Annotated in this window: 22 protein-coding genes and 1 tRNA gene; 10 read left to right on the forward strand and 13 right to left on the reverse strand. The window is 73.0% G+C overall.

Annotated elements, in window-relative coordinates:
• Positions 1-23 precede the first annotated feature (23 nt).
• The 3 genes from Q5694_RS20310 to Q5694_RS20320 all read right to left on the reverse strand — a co-directional run bounded on the left by Q5694_RS20310 (position 24) and on the right by Q5694_RS20320 (position 2,748).
• Positions 24-911: a chaplin gene (locus Q5694_RS20310; protein ID WP_333934592.1), complete on the reverse strand. Its 888-nt coding sequence runs from the start codon at positions 909-911 to the stop codon at positions 24-26.
• A gap of 130 nt (positions 912-1,041) precedes the next feature.
• Positions 1,042-1,275 carry a chaplin ChpH gene (gene chpH / locus Q5694_RS20315; RefSeq protein WP_215122472.1) on the reverse strand — a complete coding sequence of 78 codons (234 nt, stop codon included), beginning with the start codon at positions 1,273-1,275 and terminating at the stop codon, positions 1,042-1,044.
• A 147-nt stretch (positions 1,276-1,422) separates the two neighbouring features.
• Positions 1,423-2,748, reverse strand: coding sequence for a M20/M25/M40 family metallo-hydrolase (locus Q5694_RS20320; protein ID WP_333934593.1), 1,326 nt, complete (start codon positions 2,746-2,748; stop codon positions 1,423-1,425).
• 198 nt (positions 2,749-2,946) lie between these two features.
• Here Q5694_RS20320 and Q5694_RS20325 point away from each other — a divergent pair.
• Both Q5694_RS20325 and Q5694_RS20330 read left to right on the forward strand, forming a co-directional pair.
• Positions 2,947-3,031 (forward strand) — tRNA-Leu (locus Q5694_RS20325).
• A 62-nt stretch (positions 3,032-3,093) separates the two neighbouring features.
• Positions 3,094-3,468, forward strand: a complete 375-nt coding sequence (locus Q5694_RS20330) for a YchJ family protein (RefSeq protein ID WP_333934594.1) — start codon at positions 3,094-3,096, stop codon at positions 3,466-3,468.
• An 81-nt stretch (positions 3,469-3,549) separates the two neighbouring features.
• Here Q5694_RS20330 and Q5694_RS20335 read toward each other — a convergent pair whose 3' ends face one another.
• On the reverse strand, positions 3,550-4,251 hold the full coding sequence (locus Q5694_RS20335) for a FadR/GntR family transcriptional regulator (protein WP_333934595.1): 702 nt from the start codon (positions 4,249-4,251) through the stop codon (positions 3,550-3,552).
• Positions 4,252-4,387: 136 nt separating this feature from the next.
• Between Q5694_RS20335 and Q5694_RS20340 the strand changes: the two genes are divergently transcribed.
• Both Q5694_RS20340 and Q5694_RS20345 read left to right on the forward strand, forming a co-directional pair.
• A complete protein-coding gene (locus Q5694_RS20340; RefSeq protein WP_333934596.1) occupies positions 4,388-4,906 on the forward strand; it encodes a gluconokinase in 519 nt (172 codons plus the stop codon).
• 52 nt (positions 4,907-4,958) lie between these two features.
• Positions 4,959-6,356: a GntT/GntP/DsdX family permease gene (locus Q5694_RS20345; protein WP_333934597.1), complete on the forward strand. Its 1,398-nt coding sequence runs from the start codon at positions 4,959-4,961 to the stop codon at positions 6,354-6,356.
• Between the two features lie 203 nt (positions 6,357-6,559).
• On the opposite strand, the gene Q5694_RS20350 is transcribed toward Q5694_RS20345, so the two are convergent.
• The 4 genes from Q5694_RS20350 to Q5694_RS20365 all read right to left on the reverse strand — a co-directional run bounded on the left by Q5694_RS20350 (position 6,560) and on the right by Q5694_RS20365 (position 10,522).
• Complete coding sequence (locus tag Q5694_RS20350; protein WP_333934598.1) at positions 6,560-7,183, reverse strand: cytochrome b/b6 domain-containing protein; 624 nt, start codon at positions 7,181-7,183, stop codon at positions 6,560-6,562.
• Positions 7,167-7,913: a molybdopterin-dependent oxidoreductase gene (locus Q5694_RS20355; RefSeq protein WP_443040906.1), complete on the reverse strand. Its 747-nt coding sequence runs from the start codon at positions 7,911-7,913 to the stop codon at positions 7,167-7,169. The genes Q5694_RS20350 and Q5694_RS20355 overlap by 17 nt, the downstream gene beginning before the upstream one ends.
• 87 nt (positions 7,914-8,000) lie before the next feature.
• Entirely contained in the window at positions 8,001-9,536 is a 1,536-nt protein-coding gene (locus tag Q5694_RS20360; protein ID WP_333934599.1) for an APC family permease, read from the reverse strand.
• 35 nt (positions 9,537-9,571) lie between these two features.
• On the reverse strand, positions 9,572-10,522 hold the full coding sequence (locus tag Q5694_RS20365; protein WP_333934717.1) for a hypothetical protein: 951 nt from the start codon (positions 10,520-10,522) through the stop codon (positions 9,572-9,574).
• Positions 10,523-10,886: 364 nt separating this feature from the next.
• Between Q5694_RS20365 and Q5694_RS20370 the strand changes: the two genes are divergently transcribed.
• Positions 10,887-11,795 carry a DMT family transporter gene (locus Q5694_RS20370; RefSeq protein ID WP_333934600.1) on the forward strand — a complete coding sequence of 303 codons (909 nt, stop codon included), beginning with the start codon at positions 10,887-10,889 and terminating at the stop codon, positions 11,793-11,795.
• 43 nt (positions 11,796-11,838) lie between these two features.
• A complete protein-coding gene (locus Q5694_RS20375) occupies positions 11,839-12,375 on the forward strand; it encodes an NUDIX hydrolase (RefSeq protein ID WP_333934602.1) in 537 nt (178 codons plus the stop codon).
• Here the strand turns inward: Q5694_RS20375 and Q5694_RS20380 are convergent.
• Positions 12,329-13,045 carry a hypothetical protein gene (locus Q5694_RS20380; RefSeq protein ID WP_333934603.1) on the reverse strand — a complete coding sequence of 239 codons (717 nt, stop codon included), beginning with the start codon at positions 13,043-13,045 and terminating at the stop codon, positions 12,329-12,331. The two genes, Q5694_RS20375 and Q5694_RS20380, sit on opposite strands and share 47 nt — an antisense overlap.
• A 63-nt stretch (positions 13,046-13,108) precedes the next feature.
• Here Q5694_RS20380 and Q5694_RS20385 point away from each other — a divergent pair, with 63 nt between their 5' ends.
• Together Q5694_RS20385 and Q5694_RS20390 are read left to right on the forward strand one after the other, a co-directional pair.
• Complete coding sequence (locus tag Q5694_RS20385; protein ID WP_333934604.1) at positions 13,109-13,501, forward strand: YidH family protein; 393 nt, start codon at positions 13,109-13,111, stop codon at positions 13,499-13,501.
• Positions 13,489-13,833, forward strand: a complete 345-nt coding sequence (locus Q5694_RS20390; protein ID WP_333934605.1) for a DUF202 domain-containing protein — start codon at positions 13,489-13,491, stop codon at positions 13,831-13,833. Before Q5694_RS20385 ends, Q5694_RS20390 begins: the two co-directional genes overlap by 13 nt.
• A 121-nt stretch (positions 13,834-13,954) precedes the next feature.
• Here the strand turns inward: Q5694_RS20390 and Q5694_RS20395 are convergent, their stop codons facing one another.
• The gene (locus tag Q5694_RS20395; RefSeq protein ID WP_333934606.1) at positions 13,955-14,899 is read right to left on the reverse strand and encodes an NADP-dependent oxidoreductase; all 945 of its coding nucleotides are present in this window, start codon (positions 14,897-14,899) and stop codon (positions 13,955-13,957) included.
• A gap of 200 nt (positions 14,900-15,099) precedes the next feature.
• Here Q5694_RS20395 and Q5694_RS20400 point away from each other — a divergent pair, with 200 nt between their 5' ends.
• Entirely contained in the window at positions 15,100-16,134 is a 1,035-nt protein-coding gene (locus tag Q5694_RS20400) for a phosphotransferase family protein (protein WP_333934607.1), read from the forward strand.
• A gap of 5 nt (positions 16,135-16,139) precedes the next feature.
• Positions 16,140-17,354, forward strand: coding sequence for an acyl-CoA dehydrogenase family protein (locus Q5694_RS20405; protein WP_333934608.1), 1,215 nt, complete (start codon positions 16,140-16,142; stop codon positions 17,352-17,354).
• Positions 17,355-17,454: 100 nt separating this feature from the next.
• Here the strand turns inward: Q5694_RS20405 and Q5694_RS20410 are convergent, their stop codons facing one another.
• From Q5694_RS20410 to Q5694_RS20420, 3 genes are read right to left on the reverse strand one after another with little or no spacing between them, the layout of a single operon-like run.
• Positions 17,455-18,048 (reverse strand): TetR/AcrR family transcriptional regulator, encoded by a 594-nt coding sequence (locus tag Q5694_RS20410; protein ID WP_333934609.1) that lies wholly within the window; start codon positions 18,046-18,048, stop codon positions 17,455-17,457.
• Positions 18,049-18,076: 28 nt separating this feature from the next.
• On the reverse strand, positions 18,077-19,741 hold the full coding sequence (locus Q5694_RS20415; RefSeq protein ID WP_333934610.1) for a class I adenylate-forming enzyme family protein: 1,665 nt from the start codon (positions 19,739-19,741) through the stop codon (positions 18,077-18,079).
• Positions 19,738-20,511 carry an SDR family oxidoreductase gene (locus Q5694_RS20420; protein WP_333934611.1) on the reverse strand — a complete coding sequence of 258 codons (774 nt, stop codon included), beginning with the start codon at positions 20,509-20,511 and terminating at the stop codon, positions 19,738-19,740. The genes Q5694_RS20415 and Q5694_RS20420 overlap by 4 nt, the downstream gene beginning before the upstream one ends.
• Positions 20,512-20,539: the final 28 nt, after the last annotated feature.

Here is a 20,539-nt window from a genome sequence, read left to right on the forward strand (position 1 = left end):
TCCGTTGTGCGGGGTGGGGGGTGTCAGGCCGAGGCGCGGGCCTTGCGGTAGAGGATCGCGCCCGCGAGCAGCGCGCCCGCGCCGGCCGGCAGGGCGAAGCCGAGGGGCAGGTCGCTGCCGGTGCTGGCGAGCTGGGCGTCGCCCTCGGGCTGGAGGACGAACTGGCTGCCCGGCTCGTTGCCGCCGCCGGAGCCCCGGGCTCCCGGACCTTCGCCGCCCGGCCCCTCTTCGCCGGTGCCGGGGGTCGTGCCCGGGTTGCCGGGGCCGTCGGGTCCGCCGGGGCCGTCCGGGCCGCCGGGCTGGCCGGGGCCACCCGGGTGGCCGGGGTGACCAGGGGTTCCCGGACCACCGGGCTCACCCGGACCCCCGGGGTCACCGGGACCACCCGGGCTCCCGGGACCACCCGGGCCACCCGGCTGGCCGGGGTTCTCGTGGCCGCCGCCGGGCGGGGTGCCGTGGTGGCCGCCGCCGTTGCCGCAGTCGTTGCCCGCGCTGGGGTTGGCGATGCCGATGACGTCGACGCTGTTGCCGCACACGTTCACCGGAACGTGGATCGGCACCTGGACGTGGTTGCCCGAGCCGACGCCGGGCGAGTCGGTGGCGTGTCCGCCCGCGTGCGAACCGCCGTGGTCGCGTGAGTCGCCGTATCCCCCCGACGACGATCCACCGCCCTTGTCGGCGCAGGAGTTGCCGACCGACGGGTTGAGCACGCCGATGACATTGACCGTGTTGCCGCAGACGTTGACCGGCGCGTGCACCGGCACCTGCACCGAGTTCCCGGACAGCACGCCCGGCGAGCCCGAGGCGGAGCCCTGCGCGCCCGAGTCGGCGTGCGCCGAGCCGCCCGCGGCGGCGATCACACCGGTCGCGGCCGCCACGGTCATCAGACCCTTGCGGGTGACCTGTCGCATTGCTGAATACCTGCCTTCGACCCTTTATCGAATTCTTCTCGAATTCACCTGCGGAAGCGTTCGGTCCCGGAGCGCATGGCACGCGCTCCGGGACCGATGGCTTTGGACTCCCTCTACGGAGGGGGAAGCGTCACTTGTTGACGCAGGTGTTGCCGAAGGCGGGGTTCAGCAGACCGATCACGGAGACCGTGTTGCCGCAGACGTTCACCGGGACGTGAACGGGCACCTGAACGACGTTGCCGGACAGGACGCCCGGGGAGTGCACCGCGGCACCCTGAGCACCCGAGTCGGCGACGGCGAGGCCCGCGCCCGCGAGAACCAGCCCACCGGTGGCAGCCGCAGCAGCGACGACCTTCTTGATCATTATTCCTCCTAGTTGGCAAAGCGACCCATCGTGCGATCGCATTACCTGTAACGAGGCTGGAGTAATGAGGCTACGAGCTGATCGTCGCATTCACTCTTCCCAGTCGATCTCGCACGCCCGACCGATTAGCGGAATCCGGCAGCCCCTTCAGGAGGCGTCGATGAAGCGGTCGAGGACCCGCACGCCGAACTTCAGGCCGTCGACCGGCACCCGCTCGTCCACGCCGTGGAACATGCCCGCGAAGTCCAGCTCCGGCGGCAGCTTCAACGGCGCGAAGCCGAAGCCCCGGATGCCCAGGTCGTCGAAGGACTTGGCGTCCGTGCCGCCGGACAGCATGTAGGGGACGGCCTTGGCGGTCGGGTCCTCGGCCAGCAGCGAGGACTGCATGGCCTCCACGAGCGCCCCGTCGAAGGTGGTCTCGACGGCCTTGTCCGCGTGCACGTCCTCGCGCCGCACCTTCGGGCCGAGGATCCGGTCGAGGTCGGCGAGGAACTCGTCCTCGAACCCGGGCAGGAAGCGGCCGTCGACGTGGGCGGTGGCCTCGCCCGGGATGACGTTGACCTTGTAGCCGGCCCCGAGCTGGGTGGGGTTGGCCGTGTTGCTCAGGGTCGCGCCGATCAGCTTGGCGATGCCGCCGAGCCTGGCGAGGGTCGACTCCATGTCCTCCGGGTCGAGCTCGGTGCCGAGCGCGTCACCGAGTTCGTCGAGGAAGGCGCGGGTGGTCTTGGTCACCCGTACCGGGAACGTGTGCCGGCCCAGCCTCGCGACGGCCTCCGACAGCTCCGTGATCGCGTTGTCCCGGTGGATCATCGACCCGTGGCCCGCCGTGCCGGCCACGGTGAGCTTCATCCAGTGCATGCCCTTCTCGGCCGTCTGGATCAGGTACAGCCGACGCTCCTCGCTCACGGTGAAGGAGAAGCCGCCGACCTCGCTGATCGCCTCGGTGACGCCGTCGAAGAGGTCCCGGTGGTGGTCGACGAGGTAGCGGGCCCCGTACGTGCCGCCGGCCTCCTCGTCCGCGAGGAACGCGAGGACGATGTCGCGCGGCGGCTTGCGCCCGCTGCGCAGCCGGTCGCGGACGACCGCGAGGGTCATCGCGTCCATGTCCTTCATGTCGACCGCCCCGCGGCCCCACACGCAGCCGTCGGCGACCTCGCCGGAGAAGGGGTGGTGGGTCCAGTCGTCCGCGTTGGCCGGTACGACGTCGGTGTGGCCGTGGATGAGCAGCGCGGGCCGGGAGGGATCCTCGCCCTCGATGCGGGCCACGGTGGAGGCGCGGCCCGGGTGCGACTCGAAGATCCGCGGTTCGAGCCCGACCTCGGCGAGCTTCTCGGCGACGTACTCGGCCGCCTTGCGCTCGCCCGGTCCCGAGTGGTCGCCGTAGTTGCTGGTGTCGATCTGGATCAGCTCGCGGCAGAGGTCCACGACCTCGTCCTCGCCGGTGACGTTCCTGGCCGTGTCCGTCTCGCTCACGTGCTTCCTCCCGGTGTCTCTGCTGGTGGGTCCCCTTCATCCTCTCTCTGTCCGGCCCGCTCCCCAAGAGGCCTCCCGGCCCGTCACACGGCGTTCAGCCCCCGCCCGGGGGCCGGGCGGGGGGTGATCGGGCCACCCGGGAAAGCCTGGTAATGTTTACGTCGTCGCCGCGGGGAAAGCCCACGCGACAGACACCTTGTCCGGGTGGCGGAATGGCAGACGCGCTAGCTTGAGGTGCTAGTGCCCTTTATCGGGCGTGGGGGTTCAAGTCCCCCCTCGGACACTTGCATCGAGGGCCGTGACCGCGAGGTCGCGGCCCTCGGTCGTTCGCGCGAGAGAGGTGCCATGACCAGGCGTTCCTGCCCCTGCGGACTTCCCCAGGACTACGCGGCCTGCTGCGGCCGGTACCACCGCGGGACCGCCGCGGCACCCACCGCGGAAGCCCTGATGCGGTCGCGCTACAGCGCCTTCGTGCACGGCGACGCCGGGTACCTGCTGCGGACGTGGCACCCGCGGACCCGGCCCGGGACGCTGGAGCTCGACCCGGGCACGCGCTGGACCGGCCTGGAGATCCTGGGCACGGATGACGGATCGGCGTTCCACTCGGCCGGGACCGTGGAGTTCCGGGCGTCCCACCGCGGCGGGTCGCTGCACGAGCGGAGCCGGTTCGAGCGGGTCGACGGGGCCTGGGTGTACGTCGACGGCGACTTCCTGCCGTAACGGCGTCGGGGCGCCGGGATGCCGGACCCCGGGGCAGCGGATCCCGCACGCCGGACGTGGGTTTCTGGACGGCAGCGGGCGTCAGGGCGCCAGGATGTCCAGTTCCTGGAGGGCGCCGACGGTGATCTCGCGGGTCAGTTCCTCGGCGCGGGCGGCGTCGCGCGCGCGGACGGCCTCGGCGACCCGGACGTGCAGGGTGACGGCGGCCGGATCGGGGTCCTCGAACATCACGTCGTGATGGGTGCGGCCGGCCAGCACCTCGGCGACGACGTCGCCGAGGCGGGCGAACATCTCGTTGCCCGAGGCCTCGAGGATGACGCGGTGGAAGGCCACGTCGTGCAGGAGGTACCCCTCCAGCCTGTGACCGCGTGAGTGGGCGACCATGCCCAGGGCCCGCTCGGTGAGTTCGGCGCACTGCTCGGGCGTGGCGTGCCGGGCGGCGAGGCCGGCCGCGACCGGCTCGATCGCCGAGCGCAGCACCGTGAGCGAGCGCAGCTGCCGCGGGCGGTCGGCGCCGGCCAGACGCCAGCGGATCACCTGCGGGTCGTAGACGTTCCACTCGGACCTGGCGCGCACCGTGACGCCGACGCGGCGGCGGGACTCGACCAGGTGCATGGACTCCAGGACGCGGACCGCCTCGCGCATCACGGAGCGCGACACGTCGAAACGCTGGGCGAGTTCGTCGGTGCGCAGCACACTGCCCGGCGGGTACTCGCCCCCCGTGATCTCGGGGCCGAGGGTGTCCAGTACACGACCGTGCAGCCCCCGGTCCGGTGTGGTCATGCACTCAGCGTACGGGGTAGATCACGGAGCCAAAAAGTCAGACTTATTCGTCACGACCTCTTGAATTAGTCGTACCTATGGGTTTCAGTTGCGTCGACATCACGTGTCGACGAAGACAGCAGACAGTGAGGCAGCGATGAACACCCCCCACGTCGTCGTGGTCATGGGCGTCGCCGGCACCGGCAAGACCACCATCGGTCCCCTGCTCGCGGCCCGGCTCGGCGTCCCGTACGCCGAGGGCGACGACTTCCACCCGCCGGCCAACATCGACAAGATGTCGGCCGGTACGCCGCTCACCGACGAGGACCGCGGTCCCTGGCTGGACGCCATCGGCGACTGGGCGCAGGGGCGGGCCGGGCTCGGCGGGGTGGTCAGCTGCTCGGCACTGAAGCGGTCGTACCGCGACCGGCTGCGGGCCGCCGCACCCGGCGTGGTCTTCGTGCACCTCACCGGCGACCGCGCGCTGATCGAGGACCGGATGTCGCACCGGAAGGGGCACTTCATGCCCACGGCGCTGCTCGACTCCCAGTTCGCCACGCTCCAGCCCCTGGAGGCGGACGAGGCGGGGGTCGGTGTGGACGTCTCGGGCAGCCCGGCGGAGATCACCGAGCGGGCGGCCGCCGCCCTCGACTCGCTCCCCGAGCCCATCCCGTAGTCCCTTCCGGCTCCCTCCTCCCCCCTCTCCAACGCAAAGGGACTTCCCCACCGTGACCAGACTCAGCGTCGAGATGCTGGCAGCGGACGCACCCGAGCCGATCACCTCGGCCGGCCACGCTCAGCTGGGCATCGCCGTCCTGGCGGGCATCGCCGTCATCGTCCTGCTCATCACCAAGTTCAAGCTGCACGCCTTCCTGGCGCTGACCATCGGGTCGCTGGCGCTCGGCGCGATCGCCGGGGCACCCCTGGACAAGGTCCTCACCAGCTTCAGCGCCGGCCTCGGCTCCACGGTCGCCGGTGTCGGCGTGCTGATCGCCCTCGGCGCGATCCTCGGCAAGATGCTCGCCGACTCCGGTGGCGCCGACCAGATCGTCGACACCATCCTGGCCCGGGCCGGCGGGCGGTCGATGCCGTGGGCGATGGTGCTGATCGCGTCGGTGATCGGGCTGCCGTTGTTCTTCGAGGTCGGCATCGTGCTGCTGATCCCGGTGGTGCTGATGGTGGCCAAGCGCGGCAACTACTCGCTGATGCGCATCGGCATCCCGGCCCTCGCGGGCCTGTCCGTGATGCACGGCCTGGTGCCGCCGCACCCCGGCCCGCTGGTCGCCGTCGACGCCGTCGGGGCCGACCTCGGCGTGACCCTGGCGCTCGGTGTCCTCGTCGCCGTCCCGACGGTGATCATCGCCGGTCCGGTGTTCTCCAGGTACGCGGCCCGCTGGGTCGACGTGCCGGCCCCCGAGAAGATGATCCCGCAACGGGCTTCCGAGGAGCTGGAGAAGCGTCCGGGCTTCGGGGCCACTCTCTTCACCGTGCTGCTGCCGGTGATCCTGATGCTCGCCAAGGCGCTGGTCGACATCGTCGTGGACGATCCCGAGCAGCCGGTGCAGCGTGTCTTCGACGTCATCGGCGCCCCGATGATCGCCCTGCTCGCCTCGGTGCTGGTCGGCATCTTCACGTTGCTGCGGCCCGCCGGGTTCTCCAAGGAGCGGATCTCCCCGCTCGTGGAGAAGAGCCTCATGCCGATCGCGGGCATCCTGCTGATCGTCGGCGCGGGCGGCGGCTTCAAGCAGACGCTGATCGACACGGGCGTGGGGCGGATGGTCCTGGACATCTCCGAGGACTGGTCCATCCCGGCGCTGCTGCTGGCCTGGCTCATCGCGGTGGTGATCCGGCTCGCGACCGGCTCGGCGACGGTGGCCACGGTGTCGGCCGCCGGTCTGGTCGCCCCGCTGGCGGCGGACATGTCGACCACGCACGCCGCCCTGCTGGTCCTGGCCATCGGTGCCGGCTCGCTGTTCTTCAGCCACGTCAACGACGCCGGGTTCTGGATGGTGAAGGAGTACTTCGGGCTCACCGTCGGCCAGAACATCAAGACCTGGTCGGTGATGGAGACGATCATCTCGGTGGTCGCGGGCGGTCTGGTGCTGCTGTTGTCCCTGGTGCTGTAGGAGCGCCGCGGCACGGACGGCTCATCCCTTCTCCGGCATGGAGGCGGCCTGTCGGCCGCCGGGGCCGGGCAGGGGGTGGGCCGTCCGGCGTTCCCGCCGGCGCGGTGCCGTGGCCGTGAGCGCCGTGAGCCGTTCGGCCGTCGCGCGTCCGCGGGTGCGTCGTGGCTCGCCGCGCAGTTCCCCGCGCCCCCGGGGTGCGCGGGCTACGGGCGCCACAGTGGGTGCTCACGGTCCGCCCAGTGCCGGCTCACCCTGCCGGTGCGCAGGCCCCGGCGGGATTCCGGGTCCGCCAGGGCCATGCCGATGTGACCGGCCAGGACGATGCCGATGGTGAGGGCCAGCCAGTCGTGGACGAAGGTGGCGCTGGTGCGCCACAGCAGCGGGGTGAGGTGGGTGAACCACATCATCAGGCCGGTGCCGAGCATCACGAGGGTGGCTCCGGCGATCCAGGACGCGTAGAGCTTCTGCCCGGCGTTGAACTTGCCCGCGGGCCGGGACTCCGGGCGTCCGTCGCGGTGCAGGACGGCACGCAGCCAGACGCGGTCGTGCGGGCCGAAGCGGTTGAGGCGGCCGAGGTCGGCGCGGAAGGCGCGGGAGGCCAGACCGGCCAGCACCGGCACGGGCAGGGCCAGGCCCGCCCACTGGTGCAGCGTGACGACCAGGGCGCGGCGGCCGGCGAGTTCGGCGAGCTGGGGGATGTAGAGGCAGGCCGCCGTGACCACGCAGACGCCCATCAGCGCGGCCGTGGCGCGGTGGATCCAGCGCTGCGGTGCGGTGAAGCGGCGCACGTCGGTCGTGGCGGGGGCCGTGTCAGTTCGTGGGCTCATCGTCCCGTCCGTTCGAGCGGCCCACCCAGGCGTCGACGTCGTAGCCGCGCTCCTCCCAGTAGCCGGGCCGGACCTCGTCGGTGACGGTGATGCCGGACAGCCACTTGGCGGACTTGTAGAAGTACATGGGCGCCACGTAGAGGCGGACCGGGCCGCCGTGGGAGTGGTCGAGGTCCTCGTCCCGCATGCGCAGGGCGACCAGGACGTCCGCGCGGCGGGCCTGCTCCAGGGTGAGGCTCTCGGTGTAGGTGCCGTCGAAGCAGGTGAAGCGGACGGCCCCGGCGGTGGGGCGGACTCCGGCCGCGTCCAGGAGGCGGGAGAGGCGTACGCCCTCGAAGGGGGTGGCGGGGACGCGCCAGCCGGTGACGCACTGGACGTCGCGGACCGTGCGGGTCTGCGGGAGGGCTCTGAGGTCGGACAGGGTGTAGGTAGTGGGGTGGTCGACCAGGCCGTCGACGGTGAGGCGGTAGGTGGCGGCGTTCTTGCGCGGGACCGAGGAGGCGACGGAGTAGTAGCGGAAGCCGCCGCCGTTCGGCAGCAGGCCGGTCAGGCCCGTGGGGTCCTTGTCCGCCGCCCGGCCCAGGAGGCCCTCCAGGCCGCGTTGCAGCGGCGGTGCGGCGGCCACGCCGGCGGCGCCCAGGGCGAGGGTGCCGAGGAAGACGCGGCGGCCGATCGGGGTGCCCCGCTCGGGGCCTTCTTCGTCCACCCTCTCGGGTACGTGCTCGTTCACGTCGTCATTCGAGCACCCGCGGCCCGGACGGGACAGGGCTCGCGGGTGTTCGTCAGACTTCCGTAAGCGGGACTCGTGCGGGCGGGGTCAGGAGGAGGCCGCCTTGTCCAGCTGGAACGCCTCGTTGCCCAGCCCGATGCGGGCGTGCTTCTCGGGGGCGCGGGCGCGCAGCACCAGGCCGAGGACGAGCCCGGCGGCCAGGGCGAGGCCGATGATGCCGGGCAGCACCCAGCTCAGCGAGGAGTCCGGCCCGGCACCGACCAGCACCTCGAAGTCCTTGACCGTGTAGCCGGCGATGACCAGCAGGGCGATGCCGGCGAGCGCGGAGGTGAGCAGCCGCCAGGACTGGGCGCCCGCGGCGCCGCGGCGGACGAAGAACACCACGACCGACAGGGAGGCCGCGGCCATCAGCAGGATCACGCCGAGCGCTCCGATGTTGCCGCACCAGGTGAACAGGTGCAGGACGGGTGCGGTCGGGTCGCCGACCGGCTTGTCGTCGGCGACGGCGAAGCCGATCACGACCACGGCGGCGACGGCGGTCTGGAGCAGCGAGCCGGTGCCGGGGGCGCCGCTGCTGCCGCTGGTGCGGCCGAAGGCGGCGGGCAGCAGGCCCTCGCGGCCCATGGCGAAGGCGTACCGGGCGACGACGTTGTGGAAGCTGAGCAATGCGGCGAACATGCCGGTGACGAACAGGATGTGCAGGACGTCGGTGAAGGTGCCGCCGAGGCGCGACTCGGTGAGGAAGAACAGCAGGCCGGCGCTCTGCTTCTGGGCGGTGCCGACGATGGCCGAGGGGCCGGTGGCGACGGTGAGGGCCCAGCTGCTCAGCGCGAAGAACACGGCGACCCCGCCGACGGCCAGGAACATCACGCGCGGGACGAGGACGTGCGGGCGGCTGGTCTCCTCGGCGTAGACGGGGGCCTGCTCGAAGCCGAGGAACGCGGCGATGCAGAAGCACAGCGCGGTGCCGACACCGGCGCCGGTCAGGGTGTCCGGGTCGAAGGCGTGCAGCGACAGGCCCTCCTTGGCCGGGTCGGTGATCGCGGCGACGTCGAAGATCACGACTAGGAGGACCTCGATGACCAGCAGGACGCCGAGCACGCGCGCGTTGACGTCGATCTTCAGCCAGCCGAGCAGGCCGACCGCGAGCACCGCCAGCAGGGCCGGTATCCACCAGGCGACCTCCAGGTCGGCGTAGGTGGCGAGCAGTCCGGAGACCTCGAAGCCGAAGATGCCGTAGATGCCGACCTGGAGGGCGTTGTAGGCGACCAGCGCGACGAGGGCCGCGCCCGCCCCGGCGGTGCCGCCGAGGCCGCGGGAGATGTAGGCGTAGAAGGCGCCCGCGTTGTGGACGTGCCGGCTCATCTCGGCGTAGCCCACGCTGAACAGGATCAGGACGACGCCCAGGACGACGAAGAGCAGCGGCTGGCCGACGATGCCCATCACCGCGTATGTGGTGGGCATGACACCCGCGACGACCATGAGCGGGGCGGTCGCGGCGAGGACGGAGAGCAGCAGGCCGCCGGTGCCGAGCCGGTCGGCGCGCAGAGCGCGCTCCTGGCCCTTGAACGTACTGATGCCGCCGGGGGCGGAAGTGTTCGTCCTCGAACTGTCCGTGGTCATCGGGAGGGCGTCCTCACTGTGGGATACGGGGGGTGTCACGCCGTGCCGAGCGCCCCGGCCCGGGCGGTGGCGAAGGCGGTGTGCGGGTCGCGGTCGGGGTACGACCAGGGCGCCGGGGTGGCGTGCCGGCCGATGCGGTGGAAGAGGGCGGCGGCCTCGGCGCCCCGGCCCTCGCAGTACTTGGCGTGGGCGAGGAAGTTGAGGTCGACGAGCCGGCGCGGATGGCCCTCCAGCTCCCACTCCAGCCACCAGTCGAAGGCGGCCTTCATCACCTGCCGGGCCCGGCGGCCGGTCCAGTGGCCCGAGGCGACCGGGTCGGCCGGCTCGTGCCCGGCGGCGGCCAGGGCGCGGTAGCGCTCGGCGTGCGCGATGACGGGCAGGATCGCCAGGGGGGAGTCGGCGGGTGCCTGTTCGGCGGCCCAGTTGGCGAAGTCGTAGACCTCGTGCAGCGGGTCGGGGCCCATGTCGATACGGCGTGCGGCCAGCCGGGCGACCATGAGGTGGTGCGCGTGGTGGTGGTCGGGGTAGCGGGCGCGGACCTGTTCGAAGGTGCGCACCGCGTCGTGGTCGGTGCCGACCGCGCACTCCAGCATGAGGACGCCGAGCCAGGGGGTCGGGTCGGCGGGGGCGAGGGCGGCGGCCTTCTCGCAGGCTTCCCGGGCCCGGACCGGCTTGCCCTTGCCGTGCAGCACGCGGCGGACCTGGGCGATCGCCAGCAGGACCGAGGCGTCGGCGGACTCCGGCTCGGCGAGCAGCCACTCCCGGGCCCAGGCGGCGGTGTAGGGCTCACGGGCGAGGACCGTGATCCGGTGGCCGCGCCGGTCCCAGTCGTCGCCGGTGTGGACCAGCAGGGAACGGGCGTTCTGCCAGCGGCCCTGCGCCAGTGCGGCGCGCGCGGTCACGAGCTCGGCGTCGTCGAGGGCCTCGTCGAAGGCCTGCGCCGCGCGTTTGCGGCCGCGGCCGAGGGGAGGCGGGGGTGGGGACACCGCGAACTTCCTCACGCGCTCTTCTTGTGTTCCGGCTCACGGCGGTCGGTCGGGCGCGCGGACGCGCACTGCCATGAATCGATCACGGAAAGCAAACCCCCCGCCAAGGGTTGGCGTCAAGGGCCGATGGTGCGTTACACGCGTCAACTGGTGGGAATCGTGAGGTTCTTGTGATCGCAGTGACCCACGCGGCCGCCGACACCAAGATCCGATTTTCCCGTTTCGCCCTTTTGTGGCGCAGCTCATAGCGTCACCGGTGAGCGCCCCCGACGATGGCGGGGCGTGGGGGCGTGCCGGGCACAGCCGGCCGGTGCCTTCGGCCCCCACGCCATCGTGACCCGACCTGACGATCGAGGTGCACCGCGTGTCGGTTTCCGTTCTGGCGCTCGCTCTCGGCGCCGCCTGCTGTCTGGGCTTCGGCTTCGTCCTGCAGCAGAACGCGGCCCAGCGGGCTCCGCTGGGCGACTTCCTCTCCTTCCGGCTGCTGATCGACCTGGTGAAGGTGAGGCGCTGGCTCGGCGGCATCGCCCTGATGGTGGCCGGCACGGGTCTGGGCGCGGCGGCGCTGGGCCGGGGCGAGCTGTCGCTCGTGGAACCGCTGCTGGCCACGAACCTGCTCTTCGCGCTCGCGTTGTCGCGCCGGCAGACGCGGCAGCCGCTGGGTCGCCAGGGGTGGTCGGGCCTGCTGCTGCTGGCGGGCGGTGTGACGGCGTTCATCGTGGCGGGCCGGCCGGAGGGCGGCACCGCGACGGCCGACCCGCTGCGGCAGTGGCTGATCATCGGGATCATGACCGGGCTCGCCCTGCTGCTCACGGCCCGCGGCAAACGGTCCCCGATGGGCTCCGGGCCGGTGCTGCTCGCGCTCGCGGCCGGGCTGCTGTACGGGGTGCAGGACGCGCTGACCCGGGTGAGCGGGCAGAGGTTCTCCGACGGCGGCTTCGCCGGGCTGATGACGGGCTGGCAGCCGTACGCCGTCCTCGTGCTCGGCGTCACGGGGCTGCTGCTGGTGCAGAGCGCCTTCGAGACGGCGTCCCTGCGCAAGTCGCTGCCCGCCCTCACGGCGGCCCAGCCGCTCGCCGGCATCGTCTGCGGCGTCGGCTTCCTCGGCGACCGGCTGCGCACGGACGCGGCCGCACTGGGCTGGGAGGCGGGCGGCCTGCTGGCCGTGTTCGCCGGGATCGTCCTGCTGGGCCTGCACCCCGCGATGCCGGCCGGCGCGGCGGGGGAACGGGCCCGGGCCGGCTCGGCCGCCGTCAGCCCGGCCTCGCCCTGAGGTACCGGGCGCCGGACGTCACCGGGCCTGCTTGGATGAGGGCATGAGCGCTGCTGACGAGATCCTCGACGTCGTGGACGAGCGGGACCGGGTCGTCGGACGGTCCCCGCGCGGCGAGGTCTACGCCCGGGGCCTGCGGCACCGCTGCGTGTTCGTCCAGGTCCGGGACGCCGCCGGGCGGATCTTCGTGCACCGGCGCACCCCGCAGAAACTGGTCTTCCCCTCCCTGTACGACATGTTCGTCGGCGGCGTGGTCGGCGCCGGCGAGTCCTACGACGGGGCGGCCCTGCGCGAGGCCGAGGAGGAACTGGGCGTGACCGGCCTGCCGGCCCCCCGGTACCTGTTCAAGTTCCTCTACGACGACGGCGCCGGCCGCACCTGGTGGTCGGCGGTGTACGAGGTGACCTGCGACCTGCCCGTCGACCCGCAGGCCGAGGAGGTGGCCTGGCACGACTTCCTCCCCGAGAGCGAGGTCGAGCGCCGCCTGGGCGACTGGACCTGGGTCCCGGACGGCCTGGCGGCGTACGCACGGCTCAGGCGGTTCCGCTCGCCGGGGCGGCCGGGTCCGGCGCGGGGCTGAACAGGGCCGCGCCCGCCGGGCCGTGTCCGCCGCCACCGCCGCTCAGCGGACTGTCCTGCGGGCCCGACCACACGGTGCCGCCCCGGTACGGGTCGTCGAGCAACCCCTCCGCCACTGCGGCGGCCTCCCCGGCCGCCACGCCGACGGCCGTGAGCGCTGCCCCGACCCGCCGCACCGCCTCCTCGGCCGGCGTGAGGGCGTCGCCGAACGCCGGGAGCAGCAGGAGCAGCCGGACGTCCGGGTCCCGCACCCCCTCGGCGCCGGGCGGTACCGCGCCGGCGGCGCCGAGCAGGTCCGGCCGGGAGAAGCCGGGGCCTCGGTGGTGGCCGTCGAGCGAGGCCAGGGACACCTCCCCGGGCAGGTCCGGCCGCGTGAGCACGAAGTCCGTGCCCGCGCCGTCCGGATGGTCGCGGTGCACGACCCACACCACGGCGCCTGCCGGCAGGGGCACGCGGTACGCCGGCCAGGGTTCGGTGGCCCCGTACAGCGCCTCGGCCGCCGCGTCGACGTCCGCAGCGTCGGCCCCGAACACCTCGGGCCGGCGCGCGTACCCGTCCCACAGCGGCCCGAGGTAGGCGGGCCAGAACCCGGGCAGGCCGAGCAGGTGCTCGGCGGGGGCGATGGCGTACCCGGGCATCGCGCAGCCGGTCGCAGGCGTGGGCACGTCCATGCCCGGCACCGTAGCGGCGCCCGGCGGCGGCCCGGTGGGTGGGGCACGGGTAGGGTCGCGCGTGTGATCGAGTTTGTGCGGAACGTCCGGTTCTGGTTCGTGCCCGCGGAAGTCCGGGAGGACGGTGAGACGCCCGACTACCGCTTCTCGCTGGCCAACGAGCGCACCTTCCTCGCCTGGCTGCGCACCGCGCTCGCGCTGATCGGCGGAGGTTTCGCCGTGGACCAGTTCCTGCCGGACCTGCGCTGGGGATGGCGGGTCGGGCTCGCGCTCGCGCTGCTCGCCGCGGGCGTGCTGTGCTCGCTGCGGGCCGTCAACCACTGGGTGCGCTGCGAGCGGGCCATGCGCCGGGGCGAGGACCTGCCCGTCTCCCGGTTCCCGGCCCTGCTGAGCCTCGTCGTCGCGGTCGTGGCCGTCGCCATGGTCGTCGTGGTGCTCGTGGGATGGGAGGGGTGAGCGCCCCGGCCGGGCGGGGCGGGCTCGCCGGCCGTGATCCCGGGCTGCAGCCGGAGCGGACCCGGCTCGCGTGGCGGCGTACGACGCTGTCCGGGACGGTGGCCGCCGTCCTCGGCGTCAGGACCGCGCTGCACGGCGGCGCCCCGGCGCCCGGGATCGTCGCGGCCGCCCTGTGCTGCGGGCTCTGGCTGGTCCTCCTCGCCGTAGCGCACCGCCGGATCCGGGCCCTCGCGGCCGGTCCGGGCCGCGTGCCCTTCACGCCCCGGCACGCCGCCGCGGCGGCACTGTGCACCGTGGCGATGGCGGTGTGCGGCGCCGCCCTGGTCCTCTAGGGCCACTCGTCCGGGCCGGACGACGGGCCCGGTGGCGCCGGCGGGCCGGACGGCGGACGCCGTGGAACCGGCCCCCTCATCCACCCACGCCCCTCACCAGCGGCGCCTCACCACCGGTCTCTCACCCGCCGTCGCCCTCCCACTCCACGGTGACCACGATCTTGCCCCGCGTACGCCCCTCCTGGCTCCGCCGGTGCGCGTCCGCCGCCCGCTCCAGCGGGAACGTCTCGTCCACGTGCACGCTCACCACGCCCTGCTCCGCCAGTTCGGACAGGTGCAGCAGGTCGGCGGCGTCGGGACGGACGAAGTAGTAGCGGCCGCCGTAGGTGACGACGTCGTTGTCGGCGATCGACACCAGGCGGCCCTCGGGGGCCAGCAGGTTCGCCGAGACCTTCATCGCGTCCCCGCCGACGGTGTCGAACACCGCGTCCACCCCTTCCGGCGCCAGCCCGCGCACCCGCTCCCCCAGGCCCTCGCCGTACGTCACCGGCTCGCCGCCGAGGCCGCGGACGAAGTCGTGGTTGCGCTCACTCGCCGTCCCGATCACCCGGGCGCCGAGGTGGGTGCCGAGCTGCACCGCGAGGGAGCCGACGCCGCCGGCCGCGGCGTGCACCAGGACGGTCTCGCCCCGCCTGACCTCCAGCACCTTGTGCAGCACCTGGAGGGCGGTGAGCCCGGCCAGGGGCAGTCCGGCCGCCTCCTCCCAGGTCAGGTTGCGCGGCTTGCGCGCCAGGGTGCGCAGGGGCGCGGCCACGTACTCGGCGAAGGTGCCCCGGGAGAGGAAGTCCTCGCGCACGTACCCGATGACCTCGTCACCGACGTCGAACTCCGACACCGCCACACCGGGACGCACCACGACGCCCGAGACGTCCCAGCCGGGCACCACCGGGAAGACGGGGGCGAGGATGCCGTCGAGGTGGCCCTCGCGGGCCTTCCAGTCGACGGGGTTCACGGCCGCCGCCCGCACCTTCACCAGCACCGAGTCGGGGCCGACCTTCGGGTCCCGGACCTCCCCGAACGCGAGCGCGTCGGGTCCGCCGTACCGTGAGTAGCTGATCGCCTTCATGGCTCCGACCTTCCGGGCTCGCCGGGCGGCCCGCAAGCCGGATGGCGCGAACGAACCGGCCCGGACCTGCCCGGCCGGCACCCGCCCGCCCGCCGTCGGCCTATCGTGGCTCCGATCACGTTTCGGCCCCCCTCTGGACGACATACCGACCGGTCGGCATCATGGGTCGGGAACACTCCGCCTGCCCGTAGGAGCCACGTATGAGCCCCGATCACCCGCCCGGTCTCGACCTCGACCGGTTGCGCGCCCTGCTCGACCGCGAGCGGCCCGGCCTGGTGGACGGACCGCTGTCGGGACGGCTCATCGAGGGCGGGCGGTCGAACCTCACCTACGCCGTGTCCGACGACACCTCCCGCTGGGTCGTCCGGCGGCCCCCGCTCGGCCACGTCCTGGCCACCGCTCACGACATGAGGCGCGAGCACCGGGTGATCAGCGCGCTGCACCCCACCGCCGTCCCGGTGCCCCGGCCGGTGCTGCTGTGCGAGGACGAGGAGGTGCTCGGGGCGCCCTTCTACGTCATGGAGTTCGTCGAGGGCACGCCCTACCGCACCGCCGACCAGCTCGCTCCGCTCGGCGCGGAGCGGACCCGGGGAGCGGTGCTGAACCTGGTCGACACGCTGGTCGAGCTGCACGCGGTCGATCCGCAGGCGGTGGGACTCGGCGACTTCGGCCGGCCCGAGGGCTTCCTCGACCGGCAGCTGCGGCGCTGGGGCAAGCAGCTGGACGCCTCCCGCAACCGCGACCTGGACGGCATCGACGAACTGCACGCCGCGCTCGGCCGCGAGCTGCCCGACTCCCCCGCACCGGCCGTCGTGCACGGCGACTACCGCCTCGACAACGTGCTGATCGGCGAGGACGACTCGATCCGGGCCGTCCTCGACTGGGAGATGTCGACCCTGGGCGACCCGCTCACCGACCTGGGCCTGCTGGTCATGTACAGCATGCCGCTCGGCATGCCCGGCTCCCCCGTCTCCACGACCGCCGAGGCCCCCGGGCACCCGGCGCCGTCCGAACTCATCGAGCGGTACGCCGCGCGCTCGGGGCGCGACGTCCGCGCCGTCTCCTGGTACACGGCCTTCGCCTGGTTCAAGCTCGCCGTGATCCTCGAGGGCATCCACTACCGCTACACGCTGGGCCGGACGGTCGGCCGCGGCTTCGACCGCATCGGCGACCTCGTCCCCGTCTTCGTCCGCCACGGACTGACGACGCTTCACGAAGGCCTACAGGAGGGCTGATCCGCATGGACTTCGCTTTCGACGCGCGCACCGAGGAACTGCGCGGCAGGCTCCTCGCCTTCATGGACGAGTACGTCTACCCGGCGGAAGCCGTCGCGCACGAGCAGCGCGCGCGACTCGCCTCGCCGTGGGAGACGGTTCCGGTGGTGGAGGAGCTGAAGGCCGAGGCGCGCAGGCAGGGCCTGTGGAACCTGTTCCTGCCGGACTCCGAGTACGGCGCCGGGCTCACCAACCTGCAGTACGCGCCGCTCGCCGAGATCACGGGCCGCTCGCCGCAGCTGGCGCCGACCGTGACGAACTGCGCCGCCCCCGACACCGGGAACATGGAGGTGCTCACCCAGTTCGGCGACGAGCAGCAGCGCAAGCAGTGGCTGGAGCCGCTGCTCGCCGGTGAGATCCGCTCGGCGTTCGCGATGACCGAGCCGGACGTGGCCTCCTCGGACGCCACGAACATCACCACGCACATCCGGCGGGACGGCGACGAGTACGTCGTCACCGGCCGCAAGTGGTACATCTCCGGGGCGATGCACCCCGACTGCAAGATCTTCATCGTCATGGGCAAGACGGACCCGGACGGGGCGGACATCCGCCGCCAGCAGTCCATGGTGCTGGTGCCGCGCGACACCCCGGGCGTGCGGATCGAGCGCGCGATGCAGGTCTTCGGGTACGAGGACCACTACCACGGCGGCCACGCCGAGGTGATCTTCGACGAGGCGCGCGTGCCGGTGTCGAACCTGGTCGGCGAGGAGGGCGGCGGCTTCGCCATCGCGCAGGCCCGGCTCGGGCCCGGCCGCATCCACCACTGCATGCGGCTGATCGGCATGGCCGAGCGGGCGATCGAGCTGATGTGCCGGCGGGCCGTCTCCCGCAACGCCTTCGGCAAGGCACTGGCGCAGCAGGGCGTCGTGCACAACTGGATCGCCGACGCGCGGGTGACCGTGGAGCAGCTGCGGCTGCTGGTGCTGAAGACGGCGTGGCTGATGGACACGGTGGGCAACCGCGGGGCGCACACCGAGATCCAGGCCATCAAGATCGCCACGCCGCGCGCGGTGGTGGGGATCCTCGACAGGGCGATCCAGTTGCACGGGGCGGGTGGCGTGAGTCAGGACTTCCCGCTCGCGGAGCTGTACGCGGGGGCGCGGACGCTGATGATCGCGGACGGGCCGGACGAGGTGCACCAGCGGTCGCTGGCGCGCCGGGAACTGAAGCAGTACCTGTGAACGCAGGGGGCGGTGGGGGCTCCCCGGCCCCGCCGCCCCCGCCCGTCCCGTCCCGTCCTCCGGGAGCTTCGCCCCTGCGGCCCCTGCGGCCCCGGGGGGCCTACGGGCGCAGGGCGCGGACGAGGAGGTCGGCGAGGTGGTCGGCCACCTCCTGGGGGCTGAGCGGGCCGTCCGGGCGGTACCAGGTCGACAGGTGGTGGACCGAGCCGAAGTGGTAGTCCACGACCAGGTCCGCCGGGGTCGCCTTCGAGAAGACGCCCGCCTCCTGGCCCTCCTCGACGAGCGCGCGGAAGCGCTCGTGGTAGCGGCGGCGCTCCGCGCGCACCTGCTTGTTCTTCTCGGGGCTCAGGTGGTGCATCGACCGCCAGAAGATCATCGCGTCGTCGAGGTTGTCGATGGTGGTCACGACGACGTCCGCCGCCGCGGCCCGCAGCCGCTTCTCGACCGGCTCGTCGGCGCCCGCGACGGCGTCCAGCCGTTCCTGCTGGATGCGCAGCACGCGCGCGTACACCTCGTGCAGCAGGTCGTCCTTGGAGCCGAAGTAGTGGTAGAGCGCGCCCTTGGTGACACCGGCCGCCTCGACGATCTCCTGCACCGAGGTGCGGTCGTAGCCCTGCTCCGCGAAGAGCCGGGTGGCGGCGGCCAGGAGCCGCTGAGGGACGGGAGTGCCGTCCGAGTCCGTGGTCCTGGGCACTGCCGCCACCTGCCTTTCCGTTCTGCTGTCAGTTGCCTTGCGTGCGGGAACGCAGTTCCCGACGGAGGATCTTCCCACTGGCCGTCTTCGGCAAGTCCGGCAGGATCTCCACCTGACGCGGGTACTTGTAGGCGGCCAGTCTCTCCTTGCAGTAGGCGGCGAGCGCGTCCGGGTCCGCCGCGGCGTCCGGGCGGAGGCTGATGTAGGCCTTGACGGTCTCCCCGCGGTATCCGTCGGGCACGCCGACGACCGCGGCCTCGCGCACGGCGGGATGGGTGTAGAGCACGTCCTCGACCTCGCGCGGCCACACCTTGAACCCGGACGCGTTGATCATGTCCTTCTTGCGGTCGACGACGTACAGCCAGCCCTGCTCGTCCATGAAACCGATGTCGCCGGTGCGCAGTTCGCCGCCGGGGAAGGTGTCGGCGGTCGCGTCGGGGCGGCGCCAGTAGCCGGGCACGACCTGGGGGCCGCCGACGACGATCTCGCCGTGCTCGCCGAAGGGCACCTCGTGGCCGTGGTCGTCGACGATCCGGACGACCGTGTCCGGCCCGGGCAGGCCCACGGCGAGGGTCCCGGAGACGGGGTCGACGGGCGCCTCGAGGCCGGGCGGCACGGAGGCGCAGGGCGCGGTGCACTCGGTCAGCCCGTAGCCGTTGCGGATGTACGGGCCGAAGCCGGCCCGGAACCTCTCCACCAGGGCGGGCGGCAGCGGGGCCCCGCCGGAGGAGATCACCCGGAAGGAGGAGAAGTGGTCGCGGGTGACGCCGGGGTGGGCAGCCAGGGCCATGAAGGCCGTGGACGGGCCGACGGTGTAGTGCGGCCGGTGCTCGGCGAACGCGTCGAGCACGACGCCCGCCTCGAAGCGGTAGGCCAGCACCAGCGTGCCGCCGCTGTTCAGGCAGGCGCCCAGCTGGCAGACCATGCCGGTGATGTGGAACAGCGGCGCCAGCGCGAAGTAGACCGGCCGCTGCGGAAGCCCGAGACCGGTGCGCTGCCGCTCGGCGTTGTACATGATGTTGCCGTGGGTGTTGGTGGCGCCCTTGGGGGTGCCGCTGGTGCCCGAGGTGTAGCTGATCAGCGCGATGTCCGGCGGGCCGGGGTCGCGGTCGCCGGGCGCCTTGTGGCCGGTCCGGGCCGCGGTCGCCAGGTCGTCGGCGTCGGGGGCCTGCGGCAGGCGGTCGAAGGTGAGCACGCGCGCGTCGCCGCGGGTCTGGAAGTCCAGCTCGCACCCGGTGAGCACGATCCGCACGGACGAGTCCGCCGCCGTTTCGCGCAGGTACGCCTCCCAGGCGCGGTCGGAGCAGATCAGCGCGGCCACCTCGCCGTCCCTCAGGACGTGCGCGACCTCGCCCGACTTGTACATGGGGTTGACGGGCACGACGACCGCGCCCGCCTTCCAGGCGCCGAGCACGGCGAGGACGAACAGGGGGGAGTTCTGCAGCAGCACCGCGACCCGGTCGCCGCGTTCCAGCCCGCGCGCCGCGAGGTGCCCGGCGACCGAGTCGGTCAGCTCGTCGGCGTCCCGGTAGGTCAGGCGGCCGTCGAAGTAGGCCAGGAAGTCGCGCTCCGGCGTCTGTGCGGCGGCCCGGCGCAGGGCGTGCACCAGGGAGCCGACGGGGTCGATCGCTGCCTTCTGGGCCTCGCTGAGCAGGGCGAGCCAGGGCCTGGCGGCGTAACGGGACTCGGTCAACGGGTCGCCTCCCACTGCTGCTGGATGCGGTTCATGCCGGACAGCCACCGGTCGGGCTCACCGGCCCGGGCCTGGTAGTACCCGGCGACCTCCGGGTGCGGCAGGATCAGGAAGCGGTCCTCCTCGACGCCCCGCATCAGGGCGTCCGCCACCGCCTCCGGTTCGATGGCCGTCGGCTGGAGCACCAGGTCGCCGGCGCTGCCGGTGGCGGCCAGCATGTCGGTGCGCACGCCCTGCGGGCAGATGGCGTGGACCTTCACGCCCCGGTGCCGGTAGGTCAGCGACAGCCACTCGGCGAAGGCGAGCGCCCCGTGCTTGGTGACGGCGTAGGGCGCGGCTCCGATCATGGTGAGCAGTCCGGCGGCGGACACGGTGGAGACGAACCGCCCGCTCCCGCGCTCCAGCCAGTCCGGCAGCAGGGCGTGGGCGGCGCGGACGTGGGCCATGACGTTGACGTCCCAGGAGGCGGCCCAGGCGGTCTCGTCCAGCGGCCCGTCCGCGCTGCCGCCCCCGAAGGCGACACCGGCGTTGGCGCAGTAGACGTCCACGGTCCCGTCGAGGGCGTCCCGGGCATCGGCGACGATCGCCGAGGCGTCGCCGGGCACGGCGGTCCCGCCGATCTCCTCCGCGACGCCCTTGGCCCGCTCGGCGTCCAGGTCGTTGACGACGACCCGGGCCCCCTCGGTGGCGAAGCGCCGGGCGAGCGCGGCTCCGATGCCGCCGCCCGCTCCCGTGACGACAACCCCGGCCCCTTGAAAGGCTCCCACCATCGGTCTCCTCAGTCGCGGATCGGCAATG

Source organism: Streptomyces sp. AHA2 (assembly GCF_036857595.1).
Lineage (GTDB): Bacteria > Actinomycetota > Actinomycetes > Streptomycetales > Streptomycetaceae > Streptomyces.